The 24,478-nt window shown below is 59.9% G+C and carries 21 protein-coding genes and 1 tRNA gene; 12 read left to right on the forward strand and 10 right to left on the reverse strand.

Going from position 1 to position 24,478, the window contains the following annotated elements; all coding sequences use genetic code 11:
• Positions 1–22: 22 nt before the first annotated feature.
• Positions 23–442, reverse strand: a complete 420-nt coding sequence (locus BV106_RS20390; protein ID WP_265595892.1) for a response regulator — start codon at positions 440–442, stop codon at positions 23–25.
• Positions 443–605: 163 nt separating this feature from the next.
• Between BV106_RS20390 and BV106_RS20395 the strand changes: the two genes are divergently transcribed.
• From BV106_RS20395 to BV106_RS20415, 5 genes are all read left to right on the forward strand, one after another.
• Positions 606–1,286, forward strand: a complete 681-nt coding sequence (locus BV106_RS20395) for a sigma-70 family RNA polymerase sigma factor (protein WP_051946106.1) — start codon at positions 606–608, stop codon at positions 1,284–1,286.
• Between the two features lie 134 nt (positions 1,287–1,420).
• A complete protein-coding gene (locus tag BV106_RS20400) occupies positions 1,421–3,913 on the forward strand; it encodes a bifunctional serine/threonine-protein kinase/formylglycine-generating enzyme family protein (RefSeq protein ID WP_038167618.1) in 2,493 nt (830 codons plus the stop codon).
• 529 nt (positions 3,914–4,442) lie between these two features.
• Entirely contained in the window at positions 4,443–5,006 is a 564-nt protein-coding gene (locus tag BV106_RS20405) for a response regulator (RefSeq protein ID WP_038167621.1), read from the forward strand.
• Between the two features lie 242 nt (positions 5,007–5,248).
• Positions 5,249–6,097: a class I SAM-dependent methyltransferase gene (locus BV106_RS20410; RefSeq protein WP_038167624.1), complete on the forward strand. Its 849-nt coding sequence runs from the start codon at positions 5,249–5,251 to the stop codon at positions 6,095–6,097.
• Between the two features lie 202 nt (positions 6,098–6,299).
• Positions 6,300–7,478 (forward strand): AI-2E family transporter, encoded by a 1,179-nt coding sequence (locus tag BV106_RS20415; RefSeq protein ID WP_265595893.1) that lies wholly within the window; start codon positions 6,300–6,302, stop codon positions 7,476–7,478.
• An 89-nt stretch (positions 7,479–7,567) separates the two neighbouring features.
• Here BV106_RS20415 and BV106_RS20420 read toward each other — a convergent pair whose 3' ends face one another.
• Positions 7,568–8,143: a DJ-1/PfpI family protein gene (locus BV106_RS20420; RefSeq protein WP_038167627.1), complete on the reverse strand. Its 576-nt coding sequence runs from the start codon at positions 8,141–8,143 to the stop codon at positions 7,568–7,570.
• Between the two features lie 143 nt (positions 8,144–8,286).
• Here BV106_RS20420 and BV106_RS20425 point away from each other — a divergent pair, with 143 nt between their 5' ends.
• Complete coding sequence (locus BV106_RS20425; protein ID WP_081892014.1) at positions 8,287–9,222, forward strand: LacI family DNA-binding transcriptional regulator; 936 nt, start codon at positions 8,287–8,289, stop codon at positions 9,220–9,222.
• 77 nt (positions 9,223–9,299) lie between these two features.
• On the opposite strand, the gene BV106_RS35940 is transcribed toward BV106_RS20425, so the two are convergent.
• The 4 genes from BV106_RS35940 to BV106_RS20445 form a co-directional block, all read right to left on the reverse strand.
• Positions 9,300–10,829 (reverse strand): trypsin-like peptidase domain-containing protein, encoded by a 1,530-nt coding sequence (locus BV106_RS35940; protein WP_051946107.1) that lies wholly within the window; start codon positions 10,827–10,829, stop codon positions 9,300–9,302.
• Between the two features lie 330 nt (positions 10,830–11,159).
• A complete protein-coding gene (gene purU / locus BV106_RS20435) occupies positions 11,160–12,020 on the reverse strand; it encodes a formyltetrahydrofolate deformylase (RefSeq protein ID WP_038167631.1) in 861 nt (286 codons plus the stop codon).
• Positions 12,021–12,082: 62 nt separating this feature from the next.
• Positions 12,083–12,164: transfer RNA gene (locus BV106_RS20440), tRNA-Leu, on the reverse strand.
• Between the two features lie 293 nt (positions 12,165–12,457).
• Positions 12,458–13,006, reverse strand: a complete 549-nt coding sequence (locus BV106_RS20445; RefSeq protein WP_038167632.1) for a hypothetical protein — start codon at positions 13,004–13,006, stop codon at positions 12,458–12,460.
• Positions 13,007–13,080: 74 nt separating this feature from the next.
• On the opposite strand from BV106_RS20445, the gene BV106_RS20450 reads away from it, so the two are divergent.
• The 4 genes from BV106_RS20450 to BV106_RS20465 all read left to right on the forward strand — a co-directional run bounded on the left by BV106_RS20450 (position 13,081) and on the right by BV106_RS20465 (position 17,631).
• Complete coding sequence (locus tag BV106_RS20450) at positions 13,081–13,899, forward strand: hypothetical protein (RefSeq protein ID WP_265595894.1); 819 nt, start codon at positions 13,081–13,083, stop codon at positions 13,897–13,899.
• 75 nt (positions 13,900–13,974) lie between these two features.
• Positions 13,975–15,342: a neutral/alkaline non-lysosomal ceramidase N-terminal domain-containing protein gene (locus BV106_RS20455; RefSeq protein ID WP_038167635.1), complete on the forward strand. Its 1,368-nt coding sequence runs from the start codon at positions 13,975–13,977 to the stop codon at positions 15,340–15,342.
• Positions 15,343–15,400: 58 nt separating this feature from the next.
• Complete coding sequence (locus tag BV106_RS20460) at positions 15,401–16,318, forward strand: sugar phosphate isomerase/epimerase family protein (protein WP_051946108.1); 918 nt, start codon at positions 15,401–15,403, stop codon at positions 16,316–16,318.
• Positions 16,319–16,350: 32 nt separating this feature from the next.
• Positions 16,351–17,631 carry a PQQ-binding-like beta-propeller repeat protein gene (locus BV106_RS20465; protein WP_265595895.1) on the forward strand — a complete coding sequence of 427 codons (1,281 nt, stop codon included), beginning with the start codon at positions 16,351–16,353 and terminating at the stop codon, positions 17,629–17,631.
• Here the strand turns inward: BV106_RS20465 and BV106_RS20470 are convergent, their stop codons facing one another.
• Both BV106_RS20470 and BV106_RS20475 read right to left on the reverse strand, forming a co-directional pair.
• Entirely contained in the window at positions 17,632–18,123 is a 492-nt protein-coding gene (locus BV106_RS20470; protein WP_265595896.1) for a hypothetical protein, read from the reverse strand.
• Positions 18,124–18,169: 46 nt separating this feature from the next.
• A complete protein-coding gene (locus BV106_RS20475) occupies positions 18,170–18,676 on the reverse strand; it encodes a hypothetical protein (RefSeq protein WP_038167639.1) in 507 nt (168 codons plus the stop codon).
• Between the two features lie 92 nt (positions 18,677–18,768).
• Between BV106_RS20475 and BV106_RS20480 the strand changes: the two genes are divergently transcribed.
• The gene (locus BV106_RS20480; protein ID WP_038167641.1) at positions 18,769–19,464 is read left to right on the forward strand and encodes a 7-carboxy-7-deazaguanine synthase QueE; all 696 of its coding nucleotides are present in this window, start codon (positions 18,769–18,771) and stop codon (positions 19,462–19,464) included.
• Positions 19,465–19,788: 324 nt separating this feature from the next.
• On the opposite strand, the gene BV106_RS20485 is transcribed toward BV106_RS20480, so the two are convergent.
• The gene (locus BV106_RS20485; RefSeq protein ID WP_051946109.1) at positions 19,789–22,125 is read right to left on the reverse strand and encodes a carboxy terminal-processing peptidase; all 2,337 of its coding nucleotides are present in this window, start codon (positions 22,123–22,125) and stop codon (positions 19,789–19,791) included.
• 111 nt (positions 22,126–22,236) lie between these two features.
• On the opposite strand from BV106_RS20485, the gene BV106_RS20490 reads away from it, so the two are divergent.
• On the forward strand, positions 22,237–22,854 hold the full coding sequence (locus tag BV106_RS20490; RefSeq protein WP_038167642.1) for an MBL fold metallo-hydrolase: 618 nt from the start codon (positions 22,237–22,239) through the stop codon (positions 22,852–22,854).
• 24 nt (positions 22,855–22,878) lie between these two features.
• Here the strand turns inward: BV106_RS20490 and BV106_RS20495 are convergent, their stop codons facing one another.
• Entirely contained in the window at positions 22,879–24,438 is a 1,560-nt protein-coding gene (locus BV106_RS20495; protein WP_038167644.1) for an arylsulfatase, read from the reverse strand.
• Positions 24,439–24,478 lie beyond the last annotated feature (40 nt).

The raw sequence follows: 24,478 nt of genomic DNA on the forward strand, positions 1-24,478 counted from the left end.
GGCCATCAGGCTGGTGGCTAACTCAGAAGGCAGGGCCTTTGGCGGGAAGGAGCGGGCCGGCCACTTGCATAAGTACGTCCAGACTCAGTGGCAGGGGTACGGCACCGCGTACACGGGCATCCCGCTTCACGGCGTGAAACTCTGCGCTCTCGTCCGGGCGGATGAGGAAAACCACAGGTGGGGCGGAAAGCGTGGCCGGGTGGCAGCGGGAATACACCCGGGCGATCATGCGGTCCAGTAGGGCTCCGTTGATGTCGGGGAGGGTGAAAGCTACCAAGAAGAGAGCGTACTCCCGTTGGGTGATCCGCTCAAAGGCATGCTCCCCGCTGGCGGCATCGTCCACCTCGCAGGCGCAGAAGGCGGTCAGCAGTTCCCGGATGAGGCGCCGGTTAGGCAAACTCTCATCGACTACCAGCACGCGGAGGGGGGTGGGCTCAGGCATGGCGGGCATCATGAATGGAGCTTTCTGCAAAATCCAGTCCAGACGGACTCCGGCGGAGTGTTTTGTACGTAGTTTTTAGTGACGACCGATTCTGCACAGAGAATGACGCTTGGGTCCCATTTTCCTCTTGCGTTCCCCTTTGGCGTTTCCGAAACTGCCAGTCATGGCGCGCAGCACCCTTGATTTGAGCAACGCAAGACCCAGCACTGACGAGCGGAAGCAACGCGCCCTCTGTGAAAAGACTCGTAAGAGCCTCATCGAGAAGCTCGACAACTGGGAAGACCACAAGGTCTGGGACGAGTTTTATCAGACCTACTGGCGTCTAATTTTCAGTGTGGCGACCAAGTCCGGCCTCACCCGTGAGGAGGCCTTTGACGTGGTGCAGGAAACCACGCTCGCCATCGCCCGGCAGGTGAAGAAGGGGCAGTACGACCCCCGGGCAGGGTCTTTCAAGGCCTGGCTGCTGCAGATGACGCGCTGGCGCATTCTTGACGTGTTCCGCGCTCGCAAGCGCCAGCCCTCCCTGGCAGACCAGGGAAATGAGAGCTCCGACAGCGCAGATCTGGCCATGGAGCGCCTGAGCCACGAGAAGGACAACATTCTGGAAAAGGTCTGGGACAAGGAGTGGCGTGACAACATCACTTCCGCGGCGCTGGAGCGAGTGAAGTCCCGGGTCTCTCCCCGTCAGTACCAGATCTTTGACTGTTACGTGCTCAAGGGCTGGGGCGTGAAGAAGACCTCCGAGGTGCTGGGCATCAATGCCGCCCAAGTTTATCTGGCGAAGCACCGGGTGGGTGCGCTGGTGAAAAAAGAGGTTCAGGCTCTGGAATCCACGATGCTCTAGGCATCGGGCGTGGTTCGTTGGGTGCCTGAACAAGCTTTTCTCGGATCAATGGGCTCCGATTCGGCCCTGCCGCCTTTTTTCTTGCATCGTTCACTGGATGCTTGGGATCATCCTTGCTAGGTTTGCCGTAATCAATGCCCGCCCCTGACGAGCCCCAAGCCCCAACCCCCAACGCTGGCGACAAGTCATCGGAGAAGGGTGGCCGTGCTTCGGCCTTGCCTCCACCCCCGGGTGATGTGAAGCAAGGGGGGAAGCTTGAGCTACGTGGTCAGGTGAAGGCGGATACCCGCATTCCGCCCGAGGAGCCCGTGAGCACGCGGGACAACGACATCCCCATCCCCGATTTCAAGCTGATCCGCCGTATTGGATCCGGCGCCTATGGAGAGGTCTGGCTAGCACAGGCCATTACTGGCGCCCTGCGGGCTGTAAAGATTGTCTGGCGGGAGGACTTTGAGTACGAAAAGACCTTTAGGCGCGAGTTTGAGGGGATTCAGCAGTTTGAGCCCATTTCCCGTGGTCATCCCGGGTTGGTGAACGTCTTGCACGTGGGCTGGAACGACAATCACGGGTTCTATTACTACGTGATGGAACTGGCCGATGATGCCCAGAGCGGCCGTGACATCGACATCAATACCTACGTGCCCCGTACGCTCACCACGGATTTCCGAAACCGGGGGCGCATCGGGCTACAGGAGTGCAAGGAGACCGGGATCTTCCTCGCGGATGCCCTGGGCTACATGCACAGCCACAGCTTGACCCACCGGGACATCAAGCCCTCCAACATCATTTATGTGAAGGGTGCCTGGAAGCTGGCGGACATCGGCCTGGTTGCCGTCCACGGCGAGCGCTCCTATGTCGGCACGGAGGGTTTTGTTCCCCCGGAAGGTCCCGGGACGTTCGCTTCTGATATCTATAGTCTGGGCAAGGTGCTCTACGAGATCAGTTCCGGGAAAGACCGCATGGAATTTCCGGAAGTGCCGGAAGATCTGGGGGCTGCCGAGTGGAACCTCTGGCGGGAGTGGAACACCGTCATCTGCCGCGCCTGCGCGCCCAGCTTGAAGGAGCGCTATGCCAGCTCTGCGGACTTTGCAGCCGCTCTGCGTCTGGTCGGAGTTCCCCGCCCGGTGCCGCTTTCGCGGCGACTTGTGAACGCGACCTGGCATCTGGCCGTGGGTTCCGTGTTGAGCGGGGCTTTGCTCGCGGTGGTACAGCGGGAGACCGCCTGGAGCTACCAGATCCAGGCCCCGGAAGCAAAAAAACTCTCGGCGGAGGAGATCGCCCAAGCCAAGCTGCCCAACCCGGGACGCATGTGGCTCAACAGCTTCGACATGCGCTTCACGTGGCAGAAGGACCGCCACGTGGCCGACCGCCCTGTCAGTCTGGAGCTGTTTAACCAGTTTCTGGAGTCCACCATGCAATCCTTCGAAGGCGAGGTGGTGCCAATTTTCCAGAAAGGGGGCAAGCCTGAGTACTCCGTCGTGGTGCCTCGGGCAGATGCGACAGGATTTTGCAATTGGTTGACCGATCAAGATCGTGCCGCTGGCGCATTGGGGCTGGACATGGAGTACGGCTGGCGGCCGGATACCACCCTGAAACGCAACCCGGGATCGCAGAAGAACTGGTTTGCCATCCGCTTGACGCTGGAGAAGCTGCAATTCGGTCAGGTGCTGGTGGAGAGTCTTCCTCCACATGCAGAGGTCATCAACAATGGCGAGGTGCTTGGCACCACACCGCTGTCCCTCTCGAGGATGAGGGTGGGGGAGGCCTCATTTGTGATGAGTCTTCCTGGCTACAAGCGGGAAATCCTGAAGGGCAAAGTAGAGGAGGGCAAGCTGCTCACTCTCACCGCCAAGATGAAGCCCACGGATGCGGTGGCCTTCGGTCGCAAGTGGAAGAACTCCCTGGGCATGGACTTTGTCCCGCTGGGTGCCGTGCTCATGTCCGCCACGGAGATCCGGAGGGCTGACTATGCCAGCTACCTGCGCTCCATCCCCACCACCAACCCTCCGCCTGTTGACCCTGCGGAGGATAACACCCTGCCCATGACTTTCGTCAGCCGGGAGGACGCCATGCACTACGCCAAGTGGTTGACGCGCGTCGAGCAGACCAAGGGTCTCCTGGAGGAGAATCAGAGTTATCGGCTCCCCACCGACGATGAGTGGAGCATGGCGGCAGGGCTTCCCCGTGAGCGCGGCGATTCCCCGGCGGAACGCAATCGTCGGATCGAGGGTTTTTATCCTTGGGGATTCATCTGGGTGCCCCCTATCGTGCCTGGTAACCTGTGGGACCAGAGCGCGGCCGATGATGCCAAGCAGAAGAATGGCATCCCAGGGTTCAACGACGGTTTTGTGGCCCTGGCTCCGGCAGGGTCCTTCACCCCGGATGCGCGTACCGGACTTAAGGACCTTTCCGGCAACGTCTGGGAATGGGTCGCTGAGGACTTTGGCGGGTCGGATCCCAAACAGCAGCGGCTGGGTGTTGTGAGAGGCGGCAGCTGGCGCACGAGGGAGCGGGAGGAGCTGTTGGCCTCCTACCGCAGACCGGTGCCGACTGGCACCCGCAATGACGAAATTGGGTTCCGTCTCATTCTGGGCGAGAATGGCGTTCTCGCTCGCATGGACGAGTAGCGTCCGATTAGCGAGGTCGTCAGCTTAGGCGAGTCCGGGAGGCGTTCTTGCAAATCTATTCTGCCAGATGCGGCATCGCCCTCAGTAGCCGGGCGGAGCGCGTTCTACTGAGCATCAAACTTTTGGACCTTCTCGATCATTTGGACACGGGAAGCCCACTTTTCGGGGCTGATCCTCTCAAACGAGAGAAACTAGAACATCGGCTCTTCTTTGGTGTCCAAGTTATCTGGAGAGCCAAAGTATTATTCTTGCCATTGGAGAAAATTCTCCCAATCCCGGTGCGCTTGCGTGAGAATTGCCGTTCGCTCTCATTCCTTGATCATATAAAAAGCGCAAGAGTGACTCTCAACTTTGAAGCTTAATTCCACTTAACCTTAATTTTCTCACTATTCCGGGCAGTTTCTTCTTGTCATTTTTTTGAAGTTATAGTAATTGTGTGTCACATCGCTGCTAACTAGAAGCGCAGAATTTCCTGCTCATTCCTACGACACGATTTCTCAATCTCCATCCACCCTTTCTCTTGAACACTATGGCTGAATCCTCACCCGAATTGATGACGGTCAAGGAAACCGCGGAGTATCTGCGGATTCCTCTTCCGACCGTCTATTACCTCGTGCAGCGGGGACAGCTTCCCGCTGTGCAGATTGGGGGACGCTGGCGCATCAAGCGCAGCCTGCTGGACCGGGACGTCCTTCGCAAGGAAGACGAGGCTGGTCAGCCTACCGTGCTGGTAGTGGATGATGACCCCGCTCTGCAGGCGCTGTTTAAGCAGTTCCTCAAGAAGGCAGGCTTCGGTCGCCTTGTGGTCGGCTCTGGCGCGGAGGCCATTACCTTGGCCAGAAAGCAAAAGTTCGACTTCGTTTTCCTCGATCTCAAGCTTCCTGACATCCCCGGGGATGAAGTGTACATCCAGCTGAAGGATATCAATCCAGATCTCCCGATTGTGGTGATCACCGGCTATCCTGACAGCGAGATCCTGAGCAAGATCCTTTCGACCGGTCCGGTCACGGTGATCAAGAAGCCCATCGAGTTTGATCAGCTCAACAAGGCTGTGAAACAACTTGGTCACAAAGGCGCAGACAGCAGCGTCTAACCCGATCCGTCGAGTCTCACTCCTGCGGGTGGCGGGAAGGGGGCTTGAGACCGGGAGAAGGCGGCGTCACGCATCATAGATTTTAGCAACGGCCAGCCGGGAAACCGGTTGGCCGTTGTTTCATATGGGGTGAGGATTCGGGAGGTTGTTACATCCGCTGGACCCCGTTCAGTGCGATAGGATGGTGAAGTGTGGCGACATGGATCGCCTGCGGAGTTTTTCCTCGTTTTGCCTGAACCGACATGGTCGAATCCTCCCAGCCAATCTCTGCAGACGATGTGGCACGGCACTATGATCAGCTGGACCGCTTTTACCGGGAGATCTGGGGGGAGCATGTCCACCATGGGTTATGGGAAACTGGAAGGGAGAGCGCCGATGAAGCCGTGCGGGCGATGTCCCATTTCGTCGCGGCCAAGGCTTCGCTCGTCCCGGGGGCGGAAGTGTGTGACCTGGGCTGTGGTTATGGCGGCACATCGCGTCTGCTGGCGGAAGAGTATGGCGCACGAGTGACGGGCTTGACCGTGTCTCCCACCCAGCAGCGCTATGCTTCAGAGGTCACTCAGACACCGGGGAATCCCACCTATCTGATTGAGGACTGGATGCGCAACCGTCGTTCGGATGGAGCGTTCGATGCGTTGATCGCGATTGAGAGCACAGAGCACATGGCAGACAAGCTGCGGGTGTTTTCTGAGGCTGCGCGAGTCTTGAAGCCGGGAGGTCGGCTGGTGGTTTGTGCGTGGCTGGCCGGTGATGCGCTCAAGCGTTGGCAGGTGCGCCATCTGGTGGAGCCTGTTTGCCGTGAGGGGAGGCTTCCCGGTATGGGGACGGAAGGGGAGTATGTGGCCTGGATGGAGCAGGCGGGTTTTGTCCTAAAGGAGCAGCTTGATGTGTCCGCGAAGGTGGCTCGCACCTGGCCCATCTGCGCCTGGCGGTTTATGATTGGGCTGGTCAGGCGTCCGGGCTACCTGCGCTTCCTGCTGGACGCCCGCAATGATAATCGCATCTTCGCGCTGACGATGATGCGGATCTGGGTGTCTTATCGTACAGGCGCCATGCGTTACGTGGTGTTCGTGGCGGAGAAGCCTTCCTGACGGCGTCCTCTCAGTTGCGCGCCAACGACGTGAATCTGGGCTTTGTCCCGCTGGTCTGAACCACGGGGGGCGTATCAAAGTCAGAGTTTGATCGCTTTCACCTTCATGAGCTGTATCGTTCGGTATTGTTTTGTCAGAGTAGAAATACCCCCACCCCCAGGAGATGAGAGAACGCGAAGCTGACCCCCCTATGCCCCGGGCCATGAAGGCCGGACGTGCGCTGCTGACGTTGGCATGCGTCATGATCGTGATCGCCGGACTGAAGGCAGGCGCGGGGTTTCTGGTGCCCATCGTGGTCGCCTTTTTCCTGAGTGTGTTGAGCTTTCCGCTCATGCACTGGCTCATGACCAAGCGGCTGCCGCATATGGTGGCGCTTTTCATAACGGTGGGGGCCATCGTGCTTACGCTGGGGCTCACCGTGTATGCTGGGGCCAGTCTGTTGCGAAAGTTCCAGAGTGAGGTGCCTGGTTATGTCCACAAGCTCAAGACCTATGTGGACCAGACGGGGGCCTGGCTGGAGGAGCGCGGAGTGGAAGGGGCCAAGGATACGGCCAACCAGGTCTTTGACGTGCCCACCATCATCTCCCTGGCGACCAATCAGGACGTGGTGAAGAACGTGGCCTCCATGGTGGGGACCACTTTCGGCACGGTGGCCACGTGGCTCGGGTCGACCGTTATTGTGCTCGTTGTGATGATGTTCATCCTCATGGAGGCTCCTGGCACCACAAGCAGAGCCTCCGTGGTGGAGCAGGCGGGGGGGCCCAATCTTGCGGTGCTTCTTCAGTCCGCCACTGACATCCAGAAGTATCTAGGAGTCAAAACGCTCATCAGCGCAGCCACGGGCGTGGCGGCCTTCATCCTCTGTTGGAGTTTCAATCTGAAGTACCCTTTGCTTTGGGGGATCCTGGCCTTTGTCTTCAACTACATCCCGGCGGTGGGCTCCACCGCCGCAGGCATCCCGGCGGTTATTGAGGCTCTGGTGCAGCATGGCGTGGGGCCAGCAGTCGGTGTGGCCATCGGCTATGCTGTGATCAACTTCTGCCTGGACAGCCTTTGGCAGCCTATGCTCATGGGGCGTCGCTTTGGCATCTCGGGCCTGGTGATTGTGCTCAGCGTCATCTTCTGGGGCTGGTTATGGGGGCCTGCGGGCATGTTCCTGGCGGTCCCGCTCACCATGATGATGAAAGTCATCCTGGAGAACACCCAGGAATTCCGCTGGATATCTGTGGCCATGGCCAAGAAGAAGGTTCGCCACGGGGAGGTGGTGCTGGAGGTGCCAGAACTGGAGGATGATGAGGATACCATGGGCGCCGGAGCGGCCACGGAGCCACCGGCGAACATCCCCCGCACCCGTGTCGAGAGTATCAATCGCACCCGCTGATCGGGCGGGGGCTGATTCGATTCTGAGCATGAAAAAGCCGGCAGAAGGATTCTGCCGGCTAGCGGGGATTCTGATGATTTGAGGTCGTCCTAGGCGCTGGCTTGGCGGCGAGTCCGCTCCTCATCCAGCAACTTCATCCAGGCACCCATGTAGTAGCCGTGGTCGTGGAAGGTGCGACCGCTCACAAGGTTGCCATCCACCACGCAAGCTTCGTTCACGAAGATGCCGCCGCAGACTTCCAGGTCGAACTGGCACTTGGGCACGGTGGCCATCCGGCGACCGCGTACGCAATCGGCCCGGGCAGGAATCTCCACGCCATGGCAAACACTGGCGATGGGCAGGTTCTTCTCAAAGAAGTACTTTGTCACATTCAGCAGGTCTTGATCCTCCCGGATGTACTCCGGAGCCCGGCCGCCGCTGAAGAAGATCCCGGCGTATTCTTCCGCATTGATTTCGGCAAAGGTGACGTCGGCATTGATCGTGTAGCCCTCCCATTCTTTCGTGATGGTCCAGCCCGGCTTCACTTCATGCATCACCATCTGGTAGCGACGCTTTTCAGGAGCGGCCACGACGGGCTGGTAGCCGCCTTCGATGAGGCGGTAAAAGGGGTACAGGGTGTCCACGGTCTCGGTGGCGTCGCCGACAATGATGAGTACTTTTTCCATGGTGAAAGATCGGAAGGGTGACTGAGAACTTGCTCACTGCATGATGGCAGGCGGAAAAAGAGGTGACAACGGGTCGATTGTGCACGTCGTTGCACACTGTGAGCTGAGCTAAAGGCCAGCGCGAACCGGAGCACTCGGTCCCCATGGAGGAGGTTGCCAGGGCGGCCGGCGTCTCCCGGTCCACGGTATCCCGCGCCTTGAGCAATCATCCGAGGCTTCCCGCGGAGCGCTGTGTTGCCATCCAGAGTCTGGCAGCAGCGATGGGCTACCGGCGCAACGCCATGGTGTCTGCCTTGATGGCAGATCTCAAATCCCACCGGCGGCCGCGTACCGTGAATACCGTGGCTTACGTGACAGCGCACCCCACCCGGGAAGGATGGCGGCAGCCCAACCCGAGCTTCATCGAATACTATGAAGGGGCGCGTGATCGTGCCGCAGAGCAGGGTTATCTACTCGAGACTTTCTGGATTCAGGATCCCGCCCTGGGGGTGGAGCGGTTTAACAAGATGCTGCACACCCGGCACATCCGGGGTGTCCTGATTGCCCCGATGCCCGAGCCCAACGGCACCGTGCCGCTGTGTTGGGGGCATCACGTGGCCATCGCCATCGGGCACACCCTGCTGGAGCCGGCCGTCTCCCGGGTGGTCCCCAATTTCTATCAGGGGAACCTCGTGACGCTTGAGCATCTGCACGCCCAAGGGGCCCGCCGCATCGGGTTTGCCACGGATGCCAAAACTCATGAGCGGGTGCAGCTCTCGTGGTTGGCGGCCTATCTGGTCTTTCAGCAACGATTGCCTGCCAGTCGTCGGCTGCCTCCATTCATCTGCCCAGACGCCGAAGGGACTGGCATGGCTGAGTGGATGCATGCCCATCGTCCTGATGCCGTGGTGGGGACGCAAAATCAAATCCTGGGCTGGGATCAAAGCGACCGGCACCCGTGTGAACACGCCGGGAGGGCTCACCTTTGCCAGCCTCAACACGGGGCGACTCCCTGGAGACCCCCCAGGGATCAATCAGCAATCGCGACTGGTTGGGGCGACCGGGGTAGATCTGGTGATCGGCCAGATCCATCGAAATGAACAGGGGATTCCCGACCAGCCGATGCTGACGCTCGTGCCAGGCGTCTGGCAGGGCGGCGCGAGATGATCCGGAGCCTCTACTGATTGGGGATGAGCACGAGCACCGTGGCAGACCGAACCTTCTCGATGATGGCTTCTGAGTCCTCGGGGTTCGAGGCAACAGGGACATCAAGGAGGGGTTTGGCGTCCGGGATGGATTCTATGAAACTCCTCAGTGACTTGCTTTTGACGGCATAGTTGACGTTTTGCAGGGCCTCGCCCTGGGAGTTTGCGGTGAGCTTGGAGCGGATGACGCCCACCACCCAGCCACTCTTTTGGTGCACCAGGGCACCGCCAGAATTTCCACCCTGCACGGGGACGGAGATCTGGTAGGAGTTTTCATCGTCTCGCAGTCCCCGGGTGCTGCTGATGGTGCCCTCCGTGAACTTGGGTTCGATCCCCTGCAGCGTGGGCTGGGGGAATCCGACCGTAAAGACATTGGTGCCCAGGGAGGGTTCCCCCATGGTGATGGGCAGCCAGGCTGCGGGCGTCAGCTCCACTTTGAGCAACGCAAGATCCCGGCCTTCATCGCTTTTCACCACCCGGGCATTGACGATCTTGCCCGCCGACGTTCTGACTTCGACGTTCACTGCTCCTCGAACCACGTGATGGTTGGTGATGAGCCATCCGCTCTGGGCCACGAAAAAGCCTGTGCCCATGGAGCGATACTTCTGGTCTGCGAACAGTGGTGAGACCGTGCCGGGAAGCGCGGGCTGGGTGGGCTGAATGTTGCTGCGTGGATCTGCCAGGCCGTAGATGGCGCGTGCGAACTCTGAGGGGGATCCTTGAGCGCCAAACCACTTCCGGAGCACGGGATTCTCGGTCATCTTGGCTAAGAGAGCCCGCTCCATATGGAGTTGTACATTGGTACGAAGGCTTCCGTCCTGCAGGGCCGTTTCCGTCTCCGTGTTTACTTGTTCCAACGCGGTAAGCAGGGCATCCGCCACGGCATCGTTGCCTCCGGTGACGTGCAGGCTGAGCTGCGAGCGGATGCGCTTCCGGTCCGTCTCGCGGCGCTCTCTCGCCATATCGGCATCCTTTTGCTTCACTTCATCATCGGCCTTCTTCTGAGCGGCTTCGATCACTGCTATCTGATGACTGCTCGAGTTCTCGATCCGGCGCCTTTCAATCCAGCCCATGCCCCAGCGGATCAGGAAGATGAGGGCAATGAAGGACACCACGCCGATGCCGATCATCGCGTACAGGGCATTGGTTTCGGCCTTTTCTTGTGCAGCCTTGGCGGCGGCGGCTTCAGGAGATTGAGGTGGCCTTGGTTGACCTGGGCCGTGTGCTCGGGGTGGGCCGGGGCGGACGGAGGCCTTGTGTGGCGGTGGATTGGGGTGAAAGGCTTGGTCGGGCGCGGGCTTCTGTGGTGCCGCAGATTCCGTTTTCGGCGGAGGCGGGGCTGGCGGTGAAGCCAGCGTGGCCACGGGAATCACGGGCTCGGGAGGCGGCGGTGCCACGGCGAACACCTGACCGCAGCCGGGGCAGCGTATGTGCCCCTGCAGGAGGGTGGTGTCCATCTTCAGGCTGACCTGGCAATGCGGGCAGGCAAAATTGGCGATCATGGAAAGACTCCTGCGGTGGAGTTTACGCCATGAGGTCGTGGAAAGGTAGATGTTTCTTTGCGTCGCGGAAAATTTCAGAGCATGGCGCAAGGCGTGGTGGGTGGCCGCAACAGGGAAGGTGGTTGCCGACGTTGGCGCGGATTGTCATCTCAGGGATATCAGCGCGGTATGTAGAACTCACTTCGGAGCTCTGGTCCGCCCGTCCATATACTCAGGGTGGCGGCTCGTGTCTCGCCTTACCCTGGGCTAGCATGTGCGACGCCCTTGGCGTCAGGGTGGCATTCTGGGGAGGGCTTCGTCCCCAGATGCGTGCAGGTCAGAAACTTGTTCTCAGGAGAAGACGACGGTCTTGTTGTGGTACACCAGCACTTTGTCTCTCACATGCCACCAGAGGGCTTTGGCGAGCACAGTCTTTTCCAGGTCTTTGCCCAGTCGGACGAGATCAGCCACGCTGTCCTCATGGGTGACGCGCATCACGTCCTGATGGATAATGGGGCCCTGGTCCAGGTCTGCCGTCACATAGTGACTGGTGGCACCGATGATCTTCACTCCGCGTTCATAGGCCTGGTGGTAGGGCTTGGCCCCGACAAAGGCTGGCAGGAATGAGTGATGGATGTTGAGGATCTGATTGGGGAACTCATGGATCAGTCCCTCACTCAAGATTTGCATGTACCGGGCCAGCACCACGGTATCGACCCGGTGCTCGCGAAGCAGATCGATCTGAGCCTTCTCCTGCGATGCCTTGGTGGCAGGGCTCATGGGAAAGCAGTGGAAGGGAATGCCAAATCTCTCAGCCGCAGGGCGGAGATGTTCGTGGTTGCTCACGATCACCGGGATCTCGACTGGGAGCTCGCCTGCTTCATGTCGGGACAGCAGGTCGTAGAGGCAATGGCTCTCCTTTGAGACAAAGAGGGCGACCCGCTTGCGCTCGCTGGAGAAATGCAGCGTCCAGCCCATGCGGTATTTTTCACCCAGCGGGGCGAAGGCGGCAGAGATCTCCTCCTTGGCCAACGTGAAGTTTTCCACCGCCCACTCCACTCGCATGAAAAACAAATTCTCCGGCGGATCAATGTGCTGCTCCAGATCCAGAATGTTTCCTTGATGGGCAAAGATAAAGCCCGTCACCGCGTGAACCAAGCCCGGTTGATCGGGGCAGTGGATGAGGAGGGTAGCTGTGTCTGATGAGGGCATGAGCAAAAGGGGCGGAGATCGCCCGGATTGCCGGTCTCAACTCCACATAGTAAGGGAGAAAGTGCGCGGGAAGGGACTCGAACCCTTAAGCCTTTCGGCACAAGATCCTTAGTCTTGCGCGTATACCAATTCCGCCACCCGCGCTGGTCGAGAGGGGCTTTCTATGTACGCCAGACCTGAAAATGTGCAAGCATCTTTTGCAAAGTTTCTGCGAAGTTTTTTGAGAGCCGCGAAACGATGGGTGGCGACCCCAAGTGGAAGAGGATGAGACCGGTGCGACTTCTCACCGAAGAGCCGTCTGATCACAGCACGCTTTGCGGTCGCGTCGCAATTCCAGCGACGTCGTGAGCGCCCAGAGAGCCTCGTACCTCCGGAAACAAAAAGGCACCCGTCTGTGAAGAACGGGTGCCGAAGGTGGACAGTCGCCAAGGAGGGGCTTAGCGCGGGTCGCGTCCCGTCATTTCCACGAACTGCTGACGGAGGCTGTGGCAGCGCTCAGACCACGCGCCCACCTCACGCTGCAGTTCCATGACCTGCTTTTCCAGCCAAAGACAACGTTGTTTGAGATTCGCATTGGCCTCGCCAGTGCCAAACTCTTCGCCATACCCGAGGCTGATCTCCTGAGTGCCGCGCACGCGATGGGGGCTGGCCTTAAAGAAAGGGAGGTCGCTCAGGCGGGTCTTGGTGCCTTCCAGCGTGTTGATGACGGAGACGTTCTCGTCGATTTCACCCGTGGCGAGAAATTCCTGAAGGGTGCCCACACTGGTAGGGCCGTAGAGGAAGTTGTCAGACATCTCCACCAGCCAGTCCATCTGCAGGGCCGTTACCATCGGGGCCCGCATCCATGTCCGCCGATCATCATTGGAGACTCGGTCCATCGGGGAGATCTTGGCTTCCGCCGCCCAGATCCTCAGCTGGTCCAAAGGGGCGGGTCCAAAGATCTCGTTGCCTGCCACTTTTAGGAGATACCAGTGATTGCCATCCATAAAAAATATCCTAGCGGAAACGCAGATGGCGAGCCAAGACAAAAATGTTGGGCGATGAGAGGCGTATTATTTTCATGATGGTTTTACGCGCAGTTTTTGGCTATGCTCTTTTCATGGTCGAGGCGCTTCTTCATGTGACACGGCAGAGAGCAGGGATGGTGGTCATGGGCCTCGCCTTCCTCACGAGCTGCAAGGGGGTGCCCATGTCTGATGCTCCCGCGGGCTCTCCCATCAGTGGGCTTCCTCAAAAGGAGGAGAAGGTGGATCCGGCTTCGGTGCTGTCCATGACCTTCGAGGAGGCGAAGAAGATCAGTCCGAAAAGCCTGGAAATCCCTCCCTTCTACAAGGTGGCAGCTGATGAAATTACCGTGCTCAAGACGGACCCGGCCGGTCAACCGCTCCGGGTGCGGGCTCGGGGCAAGGTGTACATGCAGGTGGATTTTCGGGAGCAACTCCGCTCCCTGGGGCAGGAGGCTTACATCGAGAGCGGCGGTGAGTTGATCGTGCGGGGCAAGCCACTTTTGCAACGTGGTCGCAGTGTGGTCGAGGGCCTGAGCGACTACACCGTCTTTTACATCAAAGGACTGCGTCTGCAGGTGATCGGGAGTCACCGCAAGACCACTCAGGATGCGACTGGGATCCCGGTGGTGATGCCAGAATGGAAGCGCTCGTGGAAAGAGGGGCCCAATCCACTGCTGCCGGCGTTGTCGCCGGAGGACGTCCCCAAAGAGATCCGGTCAAGTCCGTTGCTCCCTCCCGTGGATGGGGCCAGCGACATCCCGCAGATGCTGCCCCCGGAGACCCCGCCCCCACCACCCTTGAAGTCCAAGAATGCACCTGCAGACGCGGTGGAGTCCCCGGACGACAAGCCCGCCGCGACCGAAGGTCAATAGGACGGGGGTGATGGTGAGGATGGGTTATTTCCGGTCCCCCGGCAAGATTCAGGCTGCGTGGCACGCATTTGTGCCATGAAACGTCGTGCTCTTTTCCTGGCTGGCTGGATTCTCTGCGCTGCGGTCTGCCCTGTAGGGGCGCAAGAAAGCGGTGGATGGAAGGCCGCTGCCGCTTCAGCAAAGATCACTCCCAAGGAGCCCATGTGGATGGCGGGCTATGCCTCCCGGACGGGTCCGTCTGAAGGGGTGACTCAGGATCTCTTTGCGAAGGTGCTGGTGCTTGAGGATGGTCAGGGCGGCCGGTTCGTGACCTTGACGATGGATCTCATCGGCATTCCCAGCTCCCTGAGGAGCTCCGTGGTGGAGGCATTGCGGAAACAACATCAGCTCCCGCCAGAGCGGGTGTTCATGAACTGTTCCCACACCCACTGCGGACCGGAGTTCAGGGTGGGAAAGTCTCTCTACCTAGAGGTGATGGATCATGGAGACAACCGGAGTGCCGAGTATGGAGCCTGGCTGGCCGGGGAACTGGCGCGGATTACGGGTGAGGCCATCCAGCGCTTGGCGCCTGTCAAGTTGAGCGCGACCCACGCCCGCTGTGGTTTTGCCATGAACCGTCGGCTGCCCACCCGGCTTGGGTACAAGAACAGCCCATATCCAGATGGTCCGGTGGATCAAGCCGTGCCGGTGCTGGAGGTGCAGGGGGCAGATGGCAAGCTGCTGGCAGTCATGTTTGGCTATGCTTGCCACAATACGACGCTGAGCTTTCAGCAGTTTTGCGGGGACTATGCCGGCTATGCGCAGGAGTACCTGGAGGCAGCGCATCCTGGTGCAGTGGCCCTTTTCGTGATGGGTTGTGGGGGTGATCAGAATCCGTACCCACGGGGGAAACTGGAGCTGGCCCAGCAGCATGGGCGGGCTCTCGCCAATGCGGTGGAGGCAGCCCTCACCGTCACGCAAAAGCAATTGGTTCTCGGACCCGTAAAAGCTGCCATGGGCACAGTAGTGCTGCCCTTCGCCCCTCCGCCGTCCAAGGCTGAGCTGGAGAAGTTGGCGGCTTCCACGAACCGCTGGGAGGCGGCTCACGCGAGCATGCAGCTCAAGAAGCTGGAGGTGGAAGGGAAGCTGGCCTCCAGCTATAACTATCCTGTTCAAGTCGTAAAGCTCGGCTCTGACTTCACCCTGGTCGCCCTGGGAGGGGAGGTGGTGGTGGACTACGCATTGAGACTGAAGCAGGAACTGCCCAAAAAATCCACCGTCTGGGTGGCTGGCTACTCCAATGATGTCATGGGCTACATCCCCAGCCGCCGTGTCCTCGAAGAGGGTGGGTACGAAGCTGGCGGAGCCATGCTCTACACTGCTCATCCCGGTCCCTGGAAACCGGAGGTGGAAGAGTTGATCATCAGTAAAGTTCACGAACTGGACCGGCAGTTGGCTGAGTGATCCTCCAGCAGTCTGCGTTATTCTACCCTTACACGTATTGCACTTCGCTTTGTCTCCCATGCACAATCGTCGCCAGTTTCTTCTCACTACCCTTCAAGGAGCCGGAGCCCTGGCTCTCCCGTTTGCCTCCGCTGCGGCGGCACCTGCCGCAGTGGCGGGTGGTAAAAACAAGTTCTGCTTCTTCACCAAGCATCTGCAGGGGCTCAGCTTTGAAGAGATCGCCGCTCATGCTGCCCAACTGGGAGTGGATGGAATCGAAGCCCCGGTCCGTCCCAAAGGCCATGTGGAGCCGGAACGGGTGGAAGAGGATCTGCCCAAGCTGGTGGAGCAGCTGAAGAAGCACAACCTGGAGATGACCATCCTCACCTCCGGCATCAACGAGGTCTCTGCCGCGCAGAACACGGAGAAGGTGCTGCGGACCGCCAAGGCGCTGGGGATTACCCGGTACCGGATGAATTACTGGAAGTACGACCTGAAGCAGCCGATCTGGCCTCAGTTGGACAATATCAAGGCTGGAGTGAAGGACCTGATCGCGCTGAGCAAGGAGATCGGGATTCAACCACTCTTCCAGAACCACCATGGCAAGGACTATGTGGGGGCGCCGATCTGGGACGTGGCCACGCTCATGCGCGACTATCCCGCTGAAGACTGGGCCTTTGCTTTCGACATCCTGCATGCCTCGGTGGAAGGCGGGACCTCATGGCCGATCGAACTGCGGTTGGTGCAGGACCGAATTGGAGCGGCTTATTTCAAAGACTATCAGTGGGCGAACGGCAAAGCAGAAGTGGTCCCGCTGGGAGAGGGGATGGCTCCGGGCAAGGAGTACGTGAAGGTACTGAAAGCGGGTGGCTATTCCGGGCCTGTTAGTTTGCACGTGGAGTACATCAAGGATAAACTCACAACCAAGGAAGAAGTGCAAAAGGCATTTGAGGCCACCCGGCGCGATCTCGCCGTATTGAGAGAATGGTGGGCGTAGAGCAAAAATGCGGTGAGGCACGACTGATGCTCATGAAGAAGGCTTACATGCGAATTCAGCAGGCAGGCTACATCCTCATGAGCACGATCCTGCTGGTGGGAAGTGCTCCCGCCGCGGACTGGCCCCAGTTTCTGGGGCCAAATCGGGATGGCGCCGCGGCCGAGAGCGAGCCGATGGTCAAGGGCTTCGCCTTCTCGGGCGTGAAGTTCCGCTGGAAGCACCCGGTGGGTACCGGGTTCGCCGGTCCTGTGGTCGTGGGGGACAGGGTGATTCTCTTCCACCGGATCAACGATCAAGCCATCGTGGAGTGTGTGGATGCTGCCACAGGCACGGAAGAATGGCGCTACACCTATAGCAACGCCTTCAAGGACAGCTTCGGGTTCGACAACGGTCCCCGGGCCTGTCCGACCGTGGCGCAGGGCAAGGTGATCATCCATGGGGCCGAGGGCACGGTGCAGGCACTGGATCTCACCACAGGGAAGCGTCTGTGGGGCTTCGATACGGTGAAGGAGCTCAACTCCCCGCAGGGATTCTTCGGCCGCGTGTGCGCCCCCCTGGTGACGGAGGGGAAGGTGATCATGGAGGCGGGAGGCGCCAATGGCAAAGGCGCGGCCGGACTGATCGCTCTAAGCCTCGATGACGGCCGGGTGTTGTGGCAATGCCTCAAAGACGAAGCCAGCTACGCGGCACCTATTCTCAAGCGTGGTGGTGGCGCGAGCTTCCCTGCGATCGTTGCCTGGATGCGCAATGACCTGGTGGTCGTGAATGCGCTGGATGGCGGGGTGAAGTTCCAGCAAAAGTTGCGTTCCGATGCGGATGCCTCCGTCAATGGCGCGACTCCCATCTGGTGTGGTGAGGACAAGCTGTTCCTCTCGGCCTGCTATGATGTAGGAGCCAGTCTCTGGCAATGGAAGCCGGAAGGCAAACTGACCCGCCTCTGGCAGAAGGAGGACGTGCTGGATGCTCACTACAGCACCCCTGTGCACTACGATGGATACCTCTATGGGTTTCACGGCCGACAGGAGTTTGGTCAGTCGCTTCGTTGTGTACGGGCACAAGACGGCAAGGTGATGTGGGAGTCTGGCCGGGTCGCTGGCGGGACCCTGTTGCGGGTGCGTGACACCTTGCTCGTGCTGACGGAGGCTGGGGAGCTCTGGTTGGTGGACGCCTCACCCACAAAGTTCAACCGCCGCGGGCAGGAGCAGATCCTGCGTGGTGGCCATCGGTCGCACGGCGCTTTTTCCAACGGGGTCTTCTTTGCCCGGGACGACCGCCAGGTGGTGGCGGTGGATCTCCGTCCGCGTGAAGAATAGCTACTTTTGCTCCGCAGGAGGAGGTTCTGATTTGGGCGCTTCCGCCTTGGCCGGGTCTTCTGGTGCTTTGCCCTTCTGAGCCTGGTCTTCAGCCTGAATCTTGTCGAAAAGCTCTCGCGCCAGTTTCATCCTCTCCTCAGGCGTAGCATTGGCGATCGTCTCGCGCTTGTCGCGCATGGCTTCGATGAACTTGCGACGTCCTTCGTCGGATAGGGAATTGAAGCGTTTGCGCTGCTCGCTTTGAAATTCCCGCTGTTCCATCGACATGGGGCGGCGATCCGCTGGCCCGGGTGGGCCCGGTTGGCGCTTCAATTGAGCGAGCGAGTCCTCCAATGAAGTCACCTTCTTCTCCAGAGCTGCCAGCCGCTCGGTCAGCAGCTTGATCGTCTCTTTATCTGAAGGCGCAGGTTCTTGGGCAACCAGCGTTGTCATCAACGAGCTCCACCCAAGGGCGAGTCCCACTCCGATCACGCACAAGTTAGGGGCTTTCATGCCCTCCAGCATAGGCAATGTGGCGGCGTCCCGTCAAGCCGGGTGTCTACAGGCCGGGAATGTGTCGCACGACACAACCCTTGGTGGGGCGGGGGCGAGTGGTCCACTTTGGTCCCTCGTTCTCGCCGTTGTAGCCGGTATCCAGGCGCAGTCCGGCAATAGTGCAGAACACATGCCCCTTGCGGGCATAGATCGTGATCCACTTGCCGGGGCCGGGTTTGCCAAAGGAGCGGAACTCGTTGGACGCCATGGGAGTCTTCAAAACCCCGGCATGGTGGAGCACGTAGGAGAGGGTGCCAGAGCAGTCGTACCCAGCGTCTTCAATGCGCCGATGACCGCCGCCATAGATGTAGGGCTTCCCTTGAAGGCGGTTTCCCGCAGCGACCGCCCGCTTCACCGGCTCCGGTGCATTTGTGGGAATCAGGGCGTATTTGCCCTGCAGGACGGCCGATTTTCCAGGAACGAACTTGTAGGTATAGGACTCGGGCGTGCTGCTGCAACTGGCGAGCAGAACGAGGCAAAGGGCGGCCGTGATGAGGAGGAGGCGATGCACGAGATTGGTTAAGATATCTTAAGGGTTTTAGATGCCGGTGGCGAGAGCAATTTCAGGCGCATTTCCCAGTCGTATGCTAGCTATGCAAAGACATGCGGATCTCCGAGACATTTTTTTCTGTGCAGGGTGAGGGGAAGCTCACCGGGGTCCCTTCCGTATTCATCCGGACGTCGGGGTGCAACCTGAGGTGCCGTTGGTGTGATACCCCCTATGCCTCATGGAAACCCGAAGGGGATGATGTCTCTGTGGAAGATATCCTGGCGGAGGTGAATCGTCATCCCACCCGATACTGTGTGGTGACAGGGGGTGAGCCCACCGTGGCATCCGGCATCCGGGAACTGCTCCAGGGCCTCAGAGACGCGGGGAAGCATATCACCATCGAGACGGCGGGCACGGTGATGCCGAATGGACTGGCCTGCGATCTGGCCTCCCTCAGCCCCAAACTGGCCAACTCCACGCCCAGTGTGGAGGAGGCGGGGCAGGGCTGGCATGACCGCCATGAGAAGACCCGCTGGCAACCGGATGTAGTCCGGGCATGGACCGAAGGGTATGAGCATCAGTTAAAGTTCGTGGTCTCCTCGGAGGGGGATCTCAAGGAGATCGAGCACCTGTTGGCTGAGGCCAGGATCCAAACGGCCCCAGAGAATATCCTTCTCATGCCCGAGGGTCGCGAGCAGACCCGTCTGCACGCCCTGGCCCCCCAAGTGGTGGAGTGGTGCAAAGAACGCGGCTGGCGCTTCTGTGCGAGGCTGCACATCGATTTGTTCGGCAACAAGCGGGGGACGTAGCCCGCTGCGTGGGGGACAGAAGACCTGCCAAGCGGGCACCACAGGAGACACAGCATTTACACAACGCTTTCAGCGTTGGGCTTGTAGCCGCATCCTCTTCGAGGAAGGGCTTCAATTGCACTGGTTCCTTTAACCCGGTTGGCGGCGCGCTGGAGAAAGTAGAAGAGCCGTCCCGGCTCTTGGGTGCGCTGGGTGGATTGGCAGAACAAGAACCGAGACGGTTCTTCTACATTTTCGATCACCGCCTTGCGCACCCCGTTTCACCCCACAAAAAAGCCCCGATCCGCAGGGCGAATCGGGGCTTTAACATTCACTGTCTTGCCGTTACTGCTGGGCGGGCTTCTTGGCTTCGCCGGCGTTGGCAGTCTGGGGCTGATGGCTCGAAACTTCGATGAGGTCGCGCATCACATTGACGGTTTCCAGTTTCACTGGCTCCACACCGAAGGGGAACTGGCTGTCATCGGAGGCATCTTCGTCGTCGTTGCTGGAGGCCATGCGCATGCCGGTGGTCTGTTCCTTCGTGAAGCTGGACTCTTTGACGAGTTCTGTGGCATCCACGTTGTCCAGAGTCAGGCGATAGCGCTCGAAGCCCTGCTTGTACTGCTTGGCCACTTCTTCCGTGCGGCGCTTGCGCTCTTCCTTCCGAACCTCGAAACGGGCCTTGTTCTCGTCCAGTTCCTTCTGACGGTCTTTCTCGTTGAGGCTGACCGTGTTCTTGTCCAGACGCTCTTTGATGCGCTTGGTGTCTTCAACCACGAACTGGAACTCCGGATTGGACTCCAGGCGGGACTTCACCCGGGTGTTCAGCTCTTGCAGAGGCAGGGGAGCCTTCGAAGCGTAGGTGAAGGTCCGCGGAGGGATCGTGTCGTACGGAAGGGCCTGGGGCAGCGAGTCTTCGCCGATTTCCATCACGTCGCGGATGCTGGGGAGCACCACGTCAGGGATGACACCACGAAGCTGGGTGGAACCACCGGCGATGCGGTAGAATTTCTGGATCGTGACTTTCAGGGAACCAGCACGGCTCTTGTCGCTGAAGAAGGGCATATAGCGTTCCACCGGAAGGATGGTCTGCACGGTGCCCTTGCCGAAGGTGGACTTTTCGCCCACGATCACCGCACGACGGTAGTCCTGCAGGGCGGCAGCAAAGATCTCGCTCGCGGAGGCGCTGGCCTTGTCAGTCAGCACGATGAGCGGTCCTTCGTAGACCGGGCGCTCGTTGTCACAGTCACGCCAAGTGATGTTGTTGCGCCAGTCTTTGGCCTGCACCACGGGGCCCTTGGGAACGAAGAGGCCGGTCAGCTTGATGGCTTCTTCCAGGGAACCGCCACCGTCTCCGCGGAGATCGACGACCAGGCCTTCGATGCGCTCTGCCATGAGACGCTTGAGGAGACGATTCACGTCAGCCGTGCAGCTCACGGTGCCGTCTTCCATGTCGGCATAGAAGGAGGGCAGGGTGATCCAGCCGATCTTCGTGCTCTTTCCGTTCACGGGAGGCGTCAGGAGCAGCTCGGCGTTGGCCAGCTTTTCCTTCAGTTCCACTTCTCCGCGCACGATGGAGATGATCTTCACTTCCGAAGGGTCCTCGGCGGCCGCAGGATTCACCTTCAAGCGCACCTGAGTGCCAGATTTGCCGCGGATCATTTCCACGACCTTCTGAAGCTTCATGTACTTGATGTCCACCCAGTCACTGTTGGGGCCGGTGCCATCGCCCTGCGCCACAGCCAGGATCTTGTCGCTGATCTTGAGTTCGCTCTGCTTGTCAGCCGGGCCACCCACCACGATGCCCTGGATCTCGGCAACGTTGTCCTTCGTGCTCAGCAGGGCCCCAATCCCAACGAGGGAGTGGTTCATCTGAATCTTGAAGTTGTCGGACTCCTGCTGGCTCATGTACTCCGTGTGCGGGTCATAGCTGCCCGCAAGACAGGAGAGGAAATAGTTCACGATGTCTTCCTGCTCGTTCTCGGCGAGTTGCTCCAGGAGGCGCTCGTAGCGCTTGAGGACGCGCTTGTCCGGCGGGTCTTCCTCACCGGGGTCCGCTTTCACGGCTTTGTCAGCCTTCGCTGCCGCCTTGGCGGCTTCTTCAGGATTCTCGGCGGCCTTTTTGGCTCTCTCCTCGGCCTTCTTCTTCTTGGCCTCCTCGCGAGCCTTGTCGCTCAGGCGCTCGGCGAGCAGGTCGCCTTCGATCAAGTCGTTCCAGAGGGCGTCAGAGGCTGCCTCGGTGGCAGGCCAAGGGGCCTTCTCGCGCTTCACCTCAAGGGAGCGGTTGGAGTCGAACGCGAATTTCTTGGTCTCCAAGACCTTTTTCGCATAGGCGACACGCTGCTTCACCCGCTCTTCATACTTGTAGTAGATGTCGAGCGCCGGACTGATGTTCCGCGTCAGGATGTGCTCATCCAGACTGGTGGCGTAATCCGTCTTGAACTTGTCCACATCTTCCTGGGTGAAGTAGATGTGGGAGAAGTCGAGGAAGTTGAGGTAGCTGTCGAGCAGTCGCTTCGAGATCTCATCGTCAAACTCCTTTCGGGAGTAGTGATGATTCTGAAGCATGTAGGCCACATGCATGGCCACTTGCCCATAATTAGTTTCGGCGCGGACCTGCGGTCCTGCAAGCAGCAGTGATCCGAGGACCGCCGTGGAAAAGAGCGTGGAGGCGTAGCGCATGGACACTAGAGGTCTTATTTATAATCAAAACGTCGCTCGAAAGCACTTGATCTCCAAGAATTTGCTTTTCCGCATTGAAATGTCCACCTCTTTCCCGCTGATTGCCTGCCCATGCTGAAGATTTCGTCTTTCACAGGCGGCATAGCCGCCACCAACGGGTACCTCGTAGAAACCGGAGAATCAGCGTTTGCGGTGGACGCGCCAGATGGTATGGCCGCCTGGCTCCGGGCACAAGGGAAAACCACTCTGCCCACCCTCCTGCTAACACATCTTCATTTTGACCATGTGCAGGACGCCGCCGCCATCCAGCGGGACCTGGGGGCCAAGGTGTATGCTTTTGCCGATTTTTCCAAAGAGCTGACGCTGGAGTTCCTCATGGCCTTCGTCAGCGGCACGCGCTTCGAGGTGGCCCCGTTCCAGGTGGACCAGCTGCTGAAAGATGTGCCGGCTGTGATGGCTGGGGGGCTGACCTGGCAGGTGGCCCACGTCCCGGGGCATTCGGCAGACAGCATCACCTTCTACAACCCGGAGTCGGGCGTGATGTTTGACGGGGATGTCCTGATGGCAGGGGGCATGGGGCGCTGTGACTTCCCGGGCGGCAGTGAAGAGGTGCTGCTGGCGGGAATTGAGAAGCATCTCATGAGACTGCCGGGCGAGACTGTGGTGTACCCCGGTCATGGACCGGAGACCACCATCGGCACGGAAAGGGAGACGAACCCTTACCTCTGATTCAGGGCAGGGGCTGGGTGCCAGTCAGTCGTTCGAGCGCTTTTGAGCCCCCGGTCCCTTGGGCTTGGGGGTGCTCAGGGCTGGGGCTCGGTCCGGATTCATGGCTTCCAGGTCCGCCGGGGTGGGCCCGCCGCCGAACTGTTTCCAGTAAAGCTCCTTAAAGGGATTGATGGCGGGCAGGGCGGCATTTTCGTTGACCATCTGAGGTCTCACGGATTGCCACCACACCTCGTACGCCGCAGCGAGGTCCTTCACCACCTCTGGCTTCTGGCTGGCGAGGTCAAGTCCCTGGGCCGGGTCGGATTTCACGTCAAACAGCTGCCAGGAGGGGGCGGTTGAGGTGACAGGCCTCCCGGCGCTCACCAACGTGTAGGATCCCCGTCGAACGGCGCAATTCTGGTATTTGCCGGTTTCAGGATCGGCTCGGAACGGCCAGCGCCCCACATGGGTGAAGAGAGTGCGCTCCGTCCATGGGGCGTCAGGCTTTTCCAGAAGGGGCAGGAGACTGCGTCCCTCCACTTGGGCGGTGACCTCGGACGTCGGGGTGACTCCCGCCAACGCGGCCAGGGTGGGGAAGAAGTCTACATGCGCCGTGAGAGCGGGGCAGTCGGCGGGCGCCAGCGTCCCGGGCCAGTTCCAGAAGGAGATGGCATGAGTGCCGCCCAGCCAGGGGGTGGCTTTGGCGGCCCGCATGCCTGCATTGAAGACCTTCGTGCCTGCGGTGCCGCCGTTGTCATTCATAAAGATGACGAGGGTATTGTTCGCGAGGCCCCAGTCCTGGAGCCGCTTCCGGAGTTGCCCCACATTCTGATCGATGTTGTGCAGCATCCCGAAGAAGTTGGCCACATCCTCGCTAGGCGTTTTGTCCCGGTAGAGGGCGGCATCCTCCGGCTTGGCCAGATAGGGACCATGTGGTGCATTGGTGGCGATCCAGCACAGGAACGGGGCACCGCTCTGACGCTGACTCTCGATCCAGCGGGTGGCTTGGGTGAAAAACACGTCAGTGCAGTAGCCCGTGGTCTTCTCGAACTGTCCGTTGTGCAGGATGGCGGGGTTGAAGTAGGTGTTGCCTGGTGCATCCCCGCAACTGCCCGGGTAGGTCTGGCCGATACCGCCAGCTCCGTGGATGAAGGTTTCATCGAAACCCCGGCGATCTGGGCGGTGGTCTGGCTCGTCGCCCAGATGCCACTTGCCAAAGATGCCGGTGCGATAGCCGGCCCCTTTCAGCACCTGGGCCAAGGTGCGGGCGTCTGGCGTGAGCCGCTCCCGCTCCAGGATGGTGTGGGTGACGCCATTGCGAAATTCATGGCGTCCAGTCAAAAGCGCGGAGCGGGTGGGGCCGCAAGTGGGGCTGTTGTGCCAGTCAGTGAAACGCAGGCTCTGGGCATGAAGCTCATCAAGGTGCGGTGTCTTTAGCACGGGATTGCCATGCACAGAGAGATCGCCATAACCCTGATCGTCCGTGAGGATGAACACGATGTTGGGCCGTCGGCCCTCCAGCGAGGCGGCACGAGACACCGAGGAGCCAAATGTCAGCGCGGCCGCAACCCAGGTGATGCAGTGTAGGAGAAATCGAGAAAACATGGAGCCCTGTCAACGCGGCATCAGCCGGGTTCTGTCAGGG

This window comes from Verrucomicrobium sp. BvORR106 (assembly GCF_000739655.1).
Taxonomy (GTDB): domain Bacteria; phylum Verrucomicrobiota; class Verrucomicrobiia; order Verrucomicrobiales; family Verrucomicrobiaceae; genus Verrucomicrobium.

Bases quoted from the DNA above. Each gene is read 5' to 3' on its own strand.
- BV106_RS20485 (WP_051946109.1), bottom strand. From the start codon at position 22,125: ATGCGCTACGCCTCCACGCTCTTTTCCACGGCGGTCCTCGGATCACTG.
- purU (WP_038167631.1), bottom strand. From the start codon at position 12,020: ATGCCCTCATCAGACACAGCTACCCTCCTCATCCACTGCCCCGATCAA.
- BV106_RS20400 (WP_038167618.1), top strand. From the start codon at position 1,421: ATGCCCGCCCCTGACGAGCCCCAAGCCCCAACCCCCAACGCTGGCGAC.
- BV106_RS20490 (WP_038167642.1), top strand. From the start codon at position 22,237: ATGCTGAAGATTTCGTCTTTCACAGGCGGCATAGCCGCCACCAACGGG.
- BV106_RS20450 (WP_265595894.1), top strand. From the start codon at position 13,081: ATGATGGTTTTACGCGCAGTTTTTGGCTATGCTCTTTTCATGGTCGAG.
- BV106_RS20480 (WP_038167641.1), top strand. From the start codon at position 18,769: ATGCGGATCTCCGAGACATTTTTTTCTGTGCAGGGTGAGGGGAAGCTC.
- BV106_RS20465 (WP_265595895.1), top strand. From the start codon at position 16,351: ATGAAGAAGGCTTACATGCGAATTCAGCAGGCAGGCTACATCCTCATG.
- BV106_RS35940 (WP_051946107.1), bottom strand. From the start codon at position 10,829: ATGATCGCCAATTTTGCCTGCCCGCATTGCCAGGTCAGCCTGAAGATG.
- BV106_RS20445 (WP_038167632.1), bottom strand. From the start codon at position 13,006: ATGGATGGCAATCACTGGTATCTCCTAAAAGTGGCAGGCAACGAGATC.
- BV106_RS20425 (WP_081892014.1), top strand. From the start codon at position 8,287: ATGGAGGAGGTTGCCAGGGCGGCCGGCGTCTCCCGGTCCACGGTATCC.
- BV106_RS20470 (WP_265595896.1), bottom strand. From the start codon at position 18,123: ATGAAAGCCCCTAACTTGTGCGTGATCGGAGTGGGACTCGCCCTTGGG.
- BV106_RS20390 (WP_265595892.1), bottom strand. From the start codon at position 442: ATGCCTGAGCCCACCCCCCTCCGCGTGCTGGTAGTCGATGAGAGTTTG.
- BV106_RS20410 (WP_038167624.1), top strand. From the start codon at position 5,249: ATGGTCGAATCCTCCCAGCCAATCTCTGCAGACGATGTGGCACGGCAC.
- BV106_RS20415 (WP_265595893.1), top strand. From the start codon at position 6,300: ATGAAGGCCGGACGTGCGCTGCTGACGTTGGCATGCGTCATGATCGTG.
- BV106_RS20495 (WP_038167644.1), bottom strand. From the start codon at position 24,438: ATGTTTTCTCGATTTCTCCTACACTGCATCACCTGGGTTGCGGCCGCG.
- BV106_RS20455 (WP_038167635.1), top strand. From the start codon at position 13,975: ATGAAACGTCGTGCTCTTTTCCTGGCTGGCTGGATTCTCTGCGCTGCG.
- BV106_RS20420 (WP_038167627.1), bottom strand. From the start codon at position 8,143: ATGGAAAAAGTACTCATCATTGTCGGCGACGCCACCGAGACCGTGGAC.
- BV106_RS20460 (WP_051946108.1), top strand. From the start codon at position 15,401: ATGCACAATCGTCGCCAGTTTCTTCTCACTACCCTTCAAGGAGCCGGA.
- BV106_RS20395 (WP_051946106.1), top strand. From the start codon at position 606: ATGGCGCGCAGCACCCTTGATTTGAGCAACGCAAGACCCAGCACTGAC.
- BV106_RS20405 (WP_038167621.1), top strand. From the start codon at position 4,443: ATGGCTGAATCCTCACCCGAATTGATGACGGTCAAGGAAACCGCGGAG.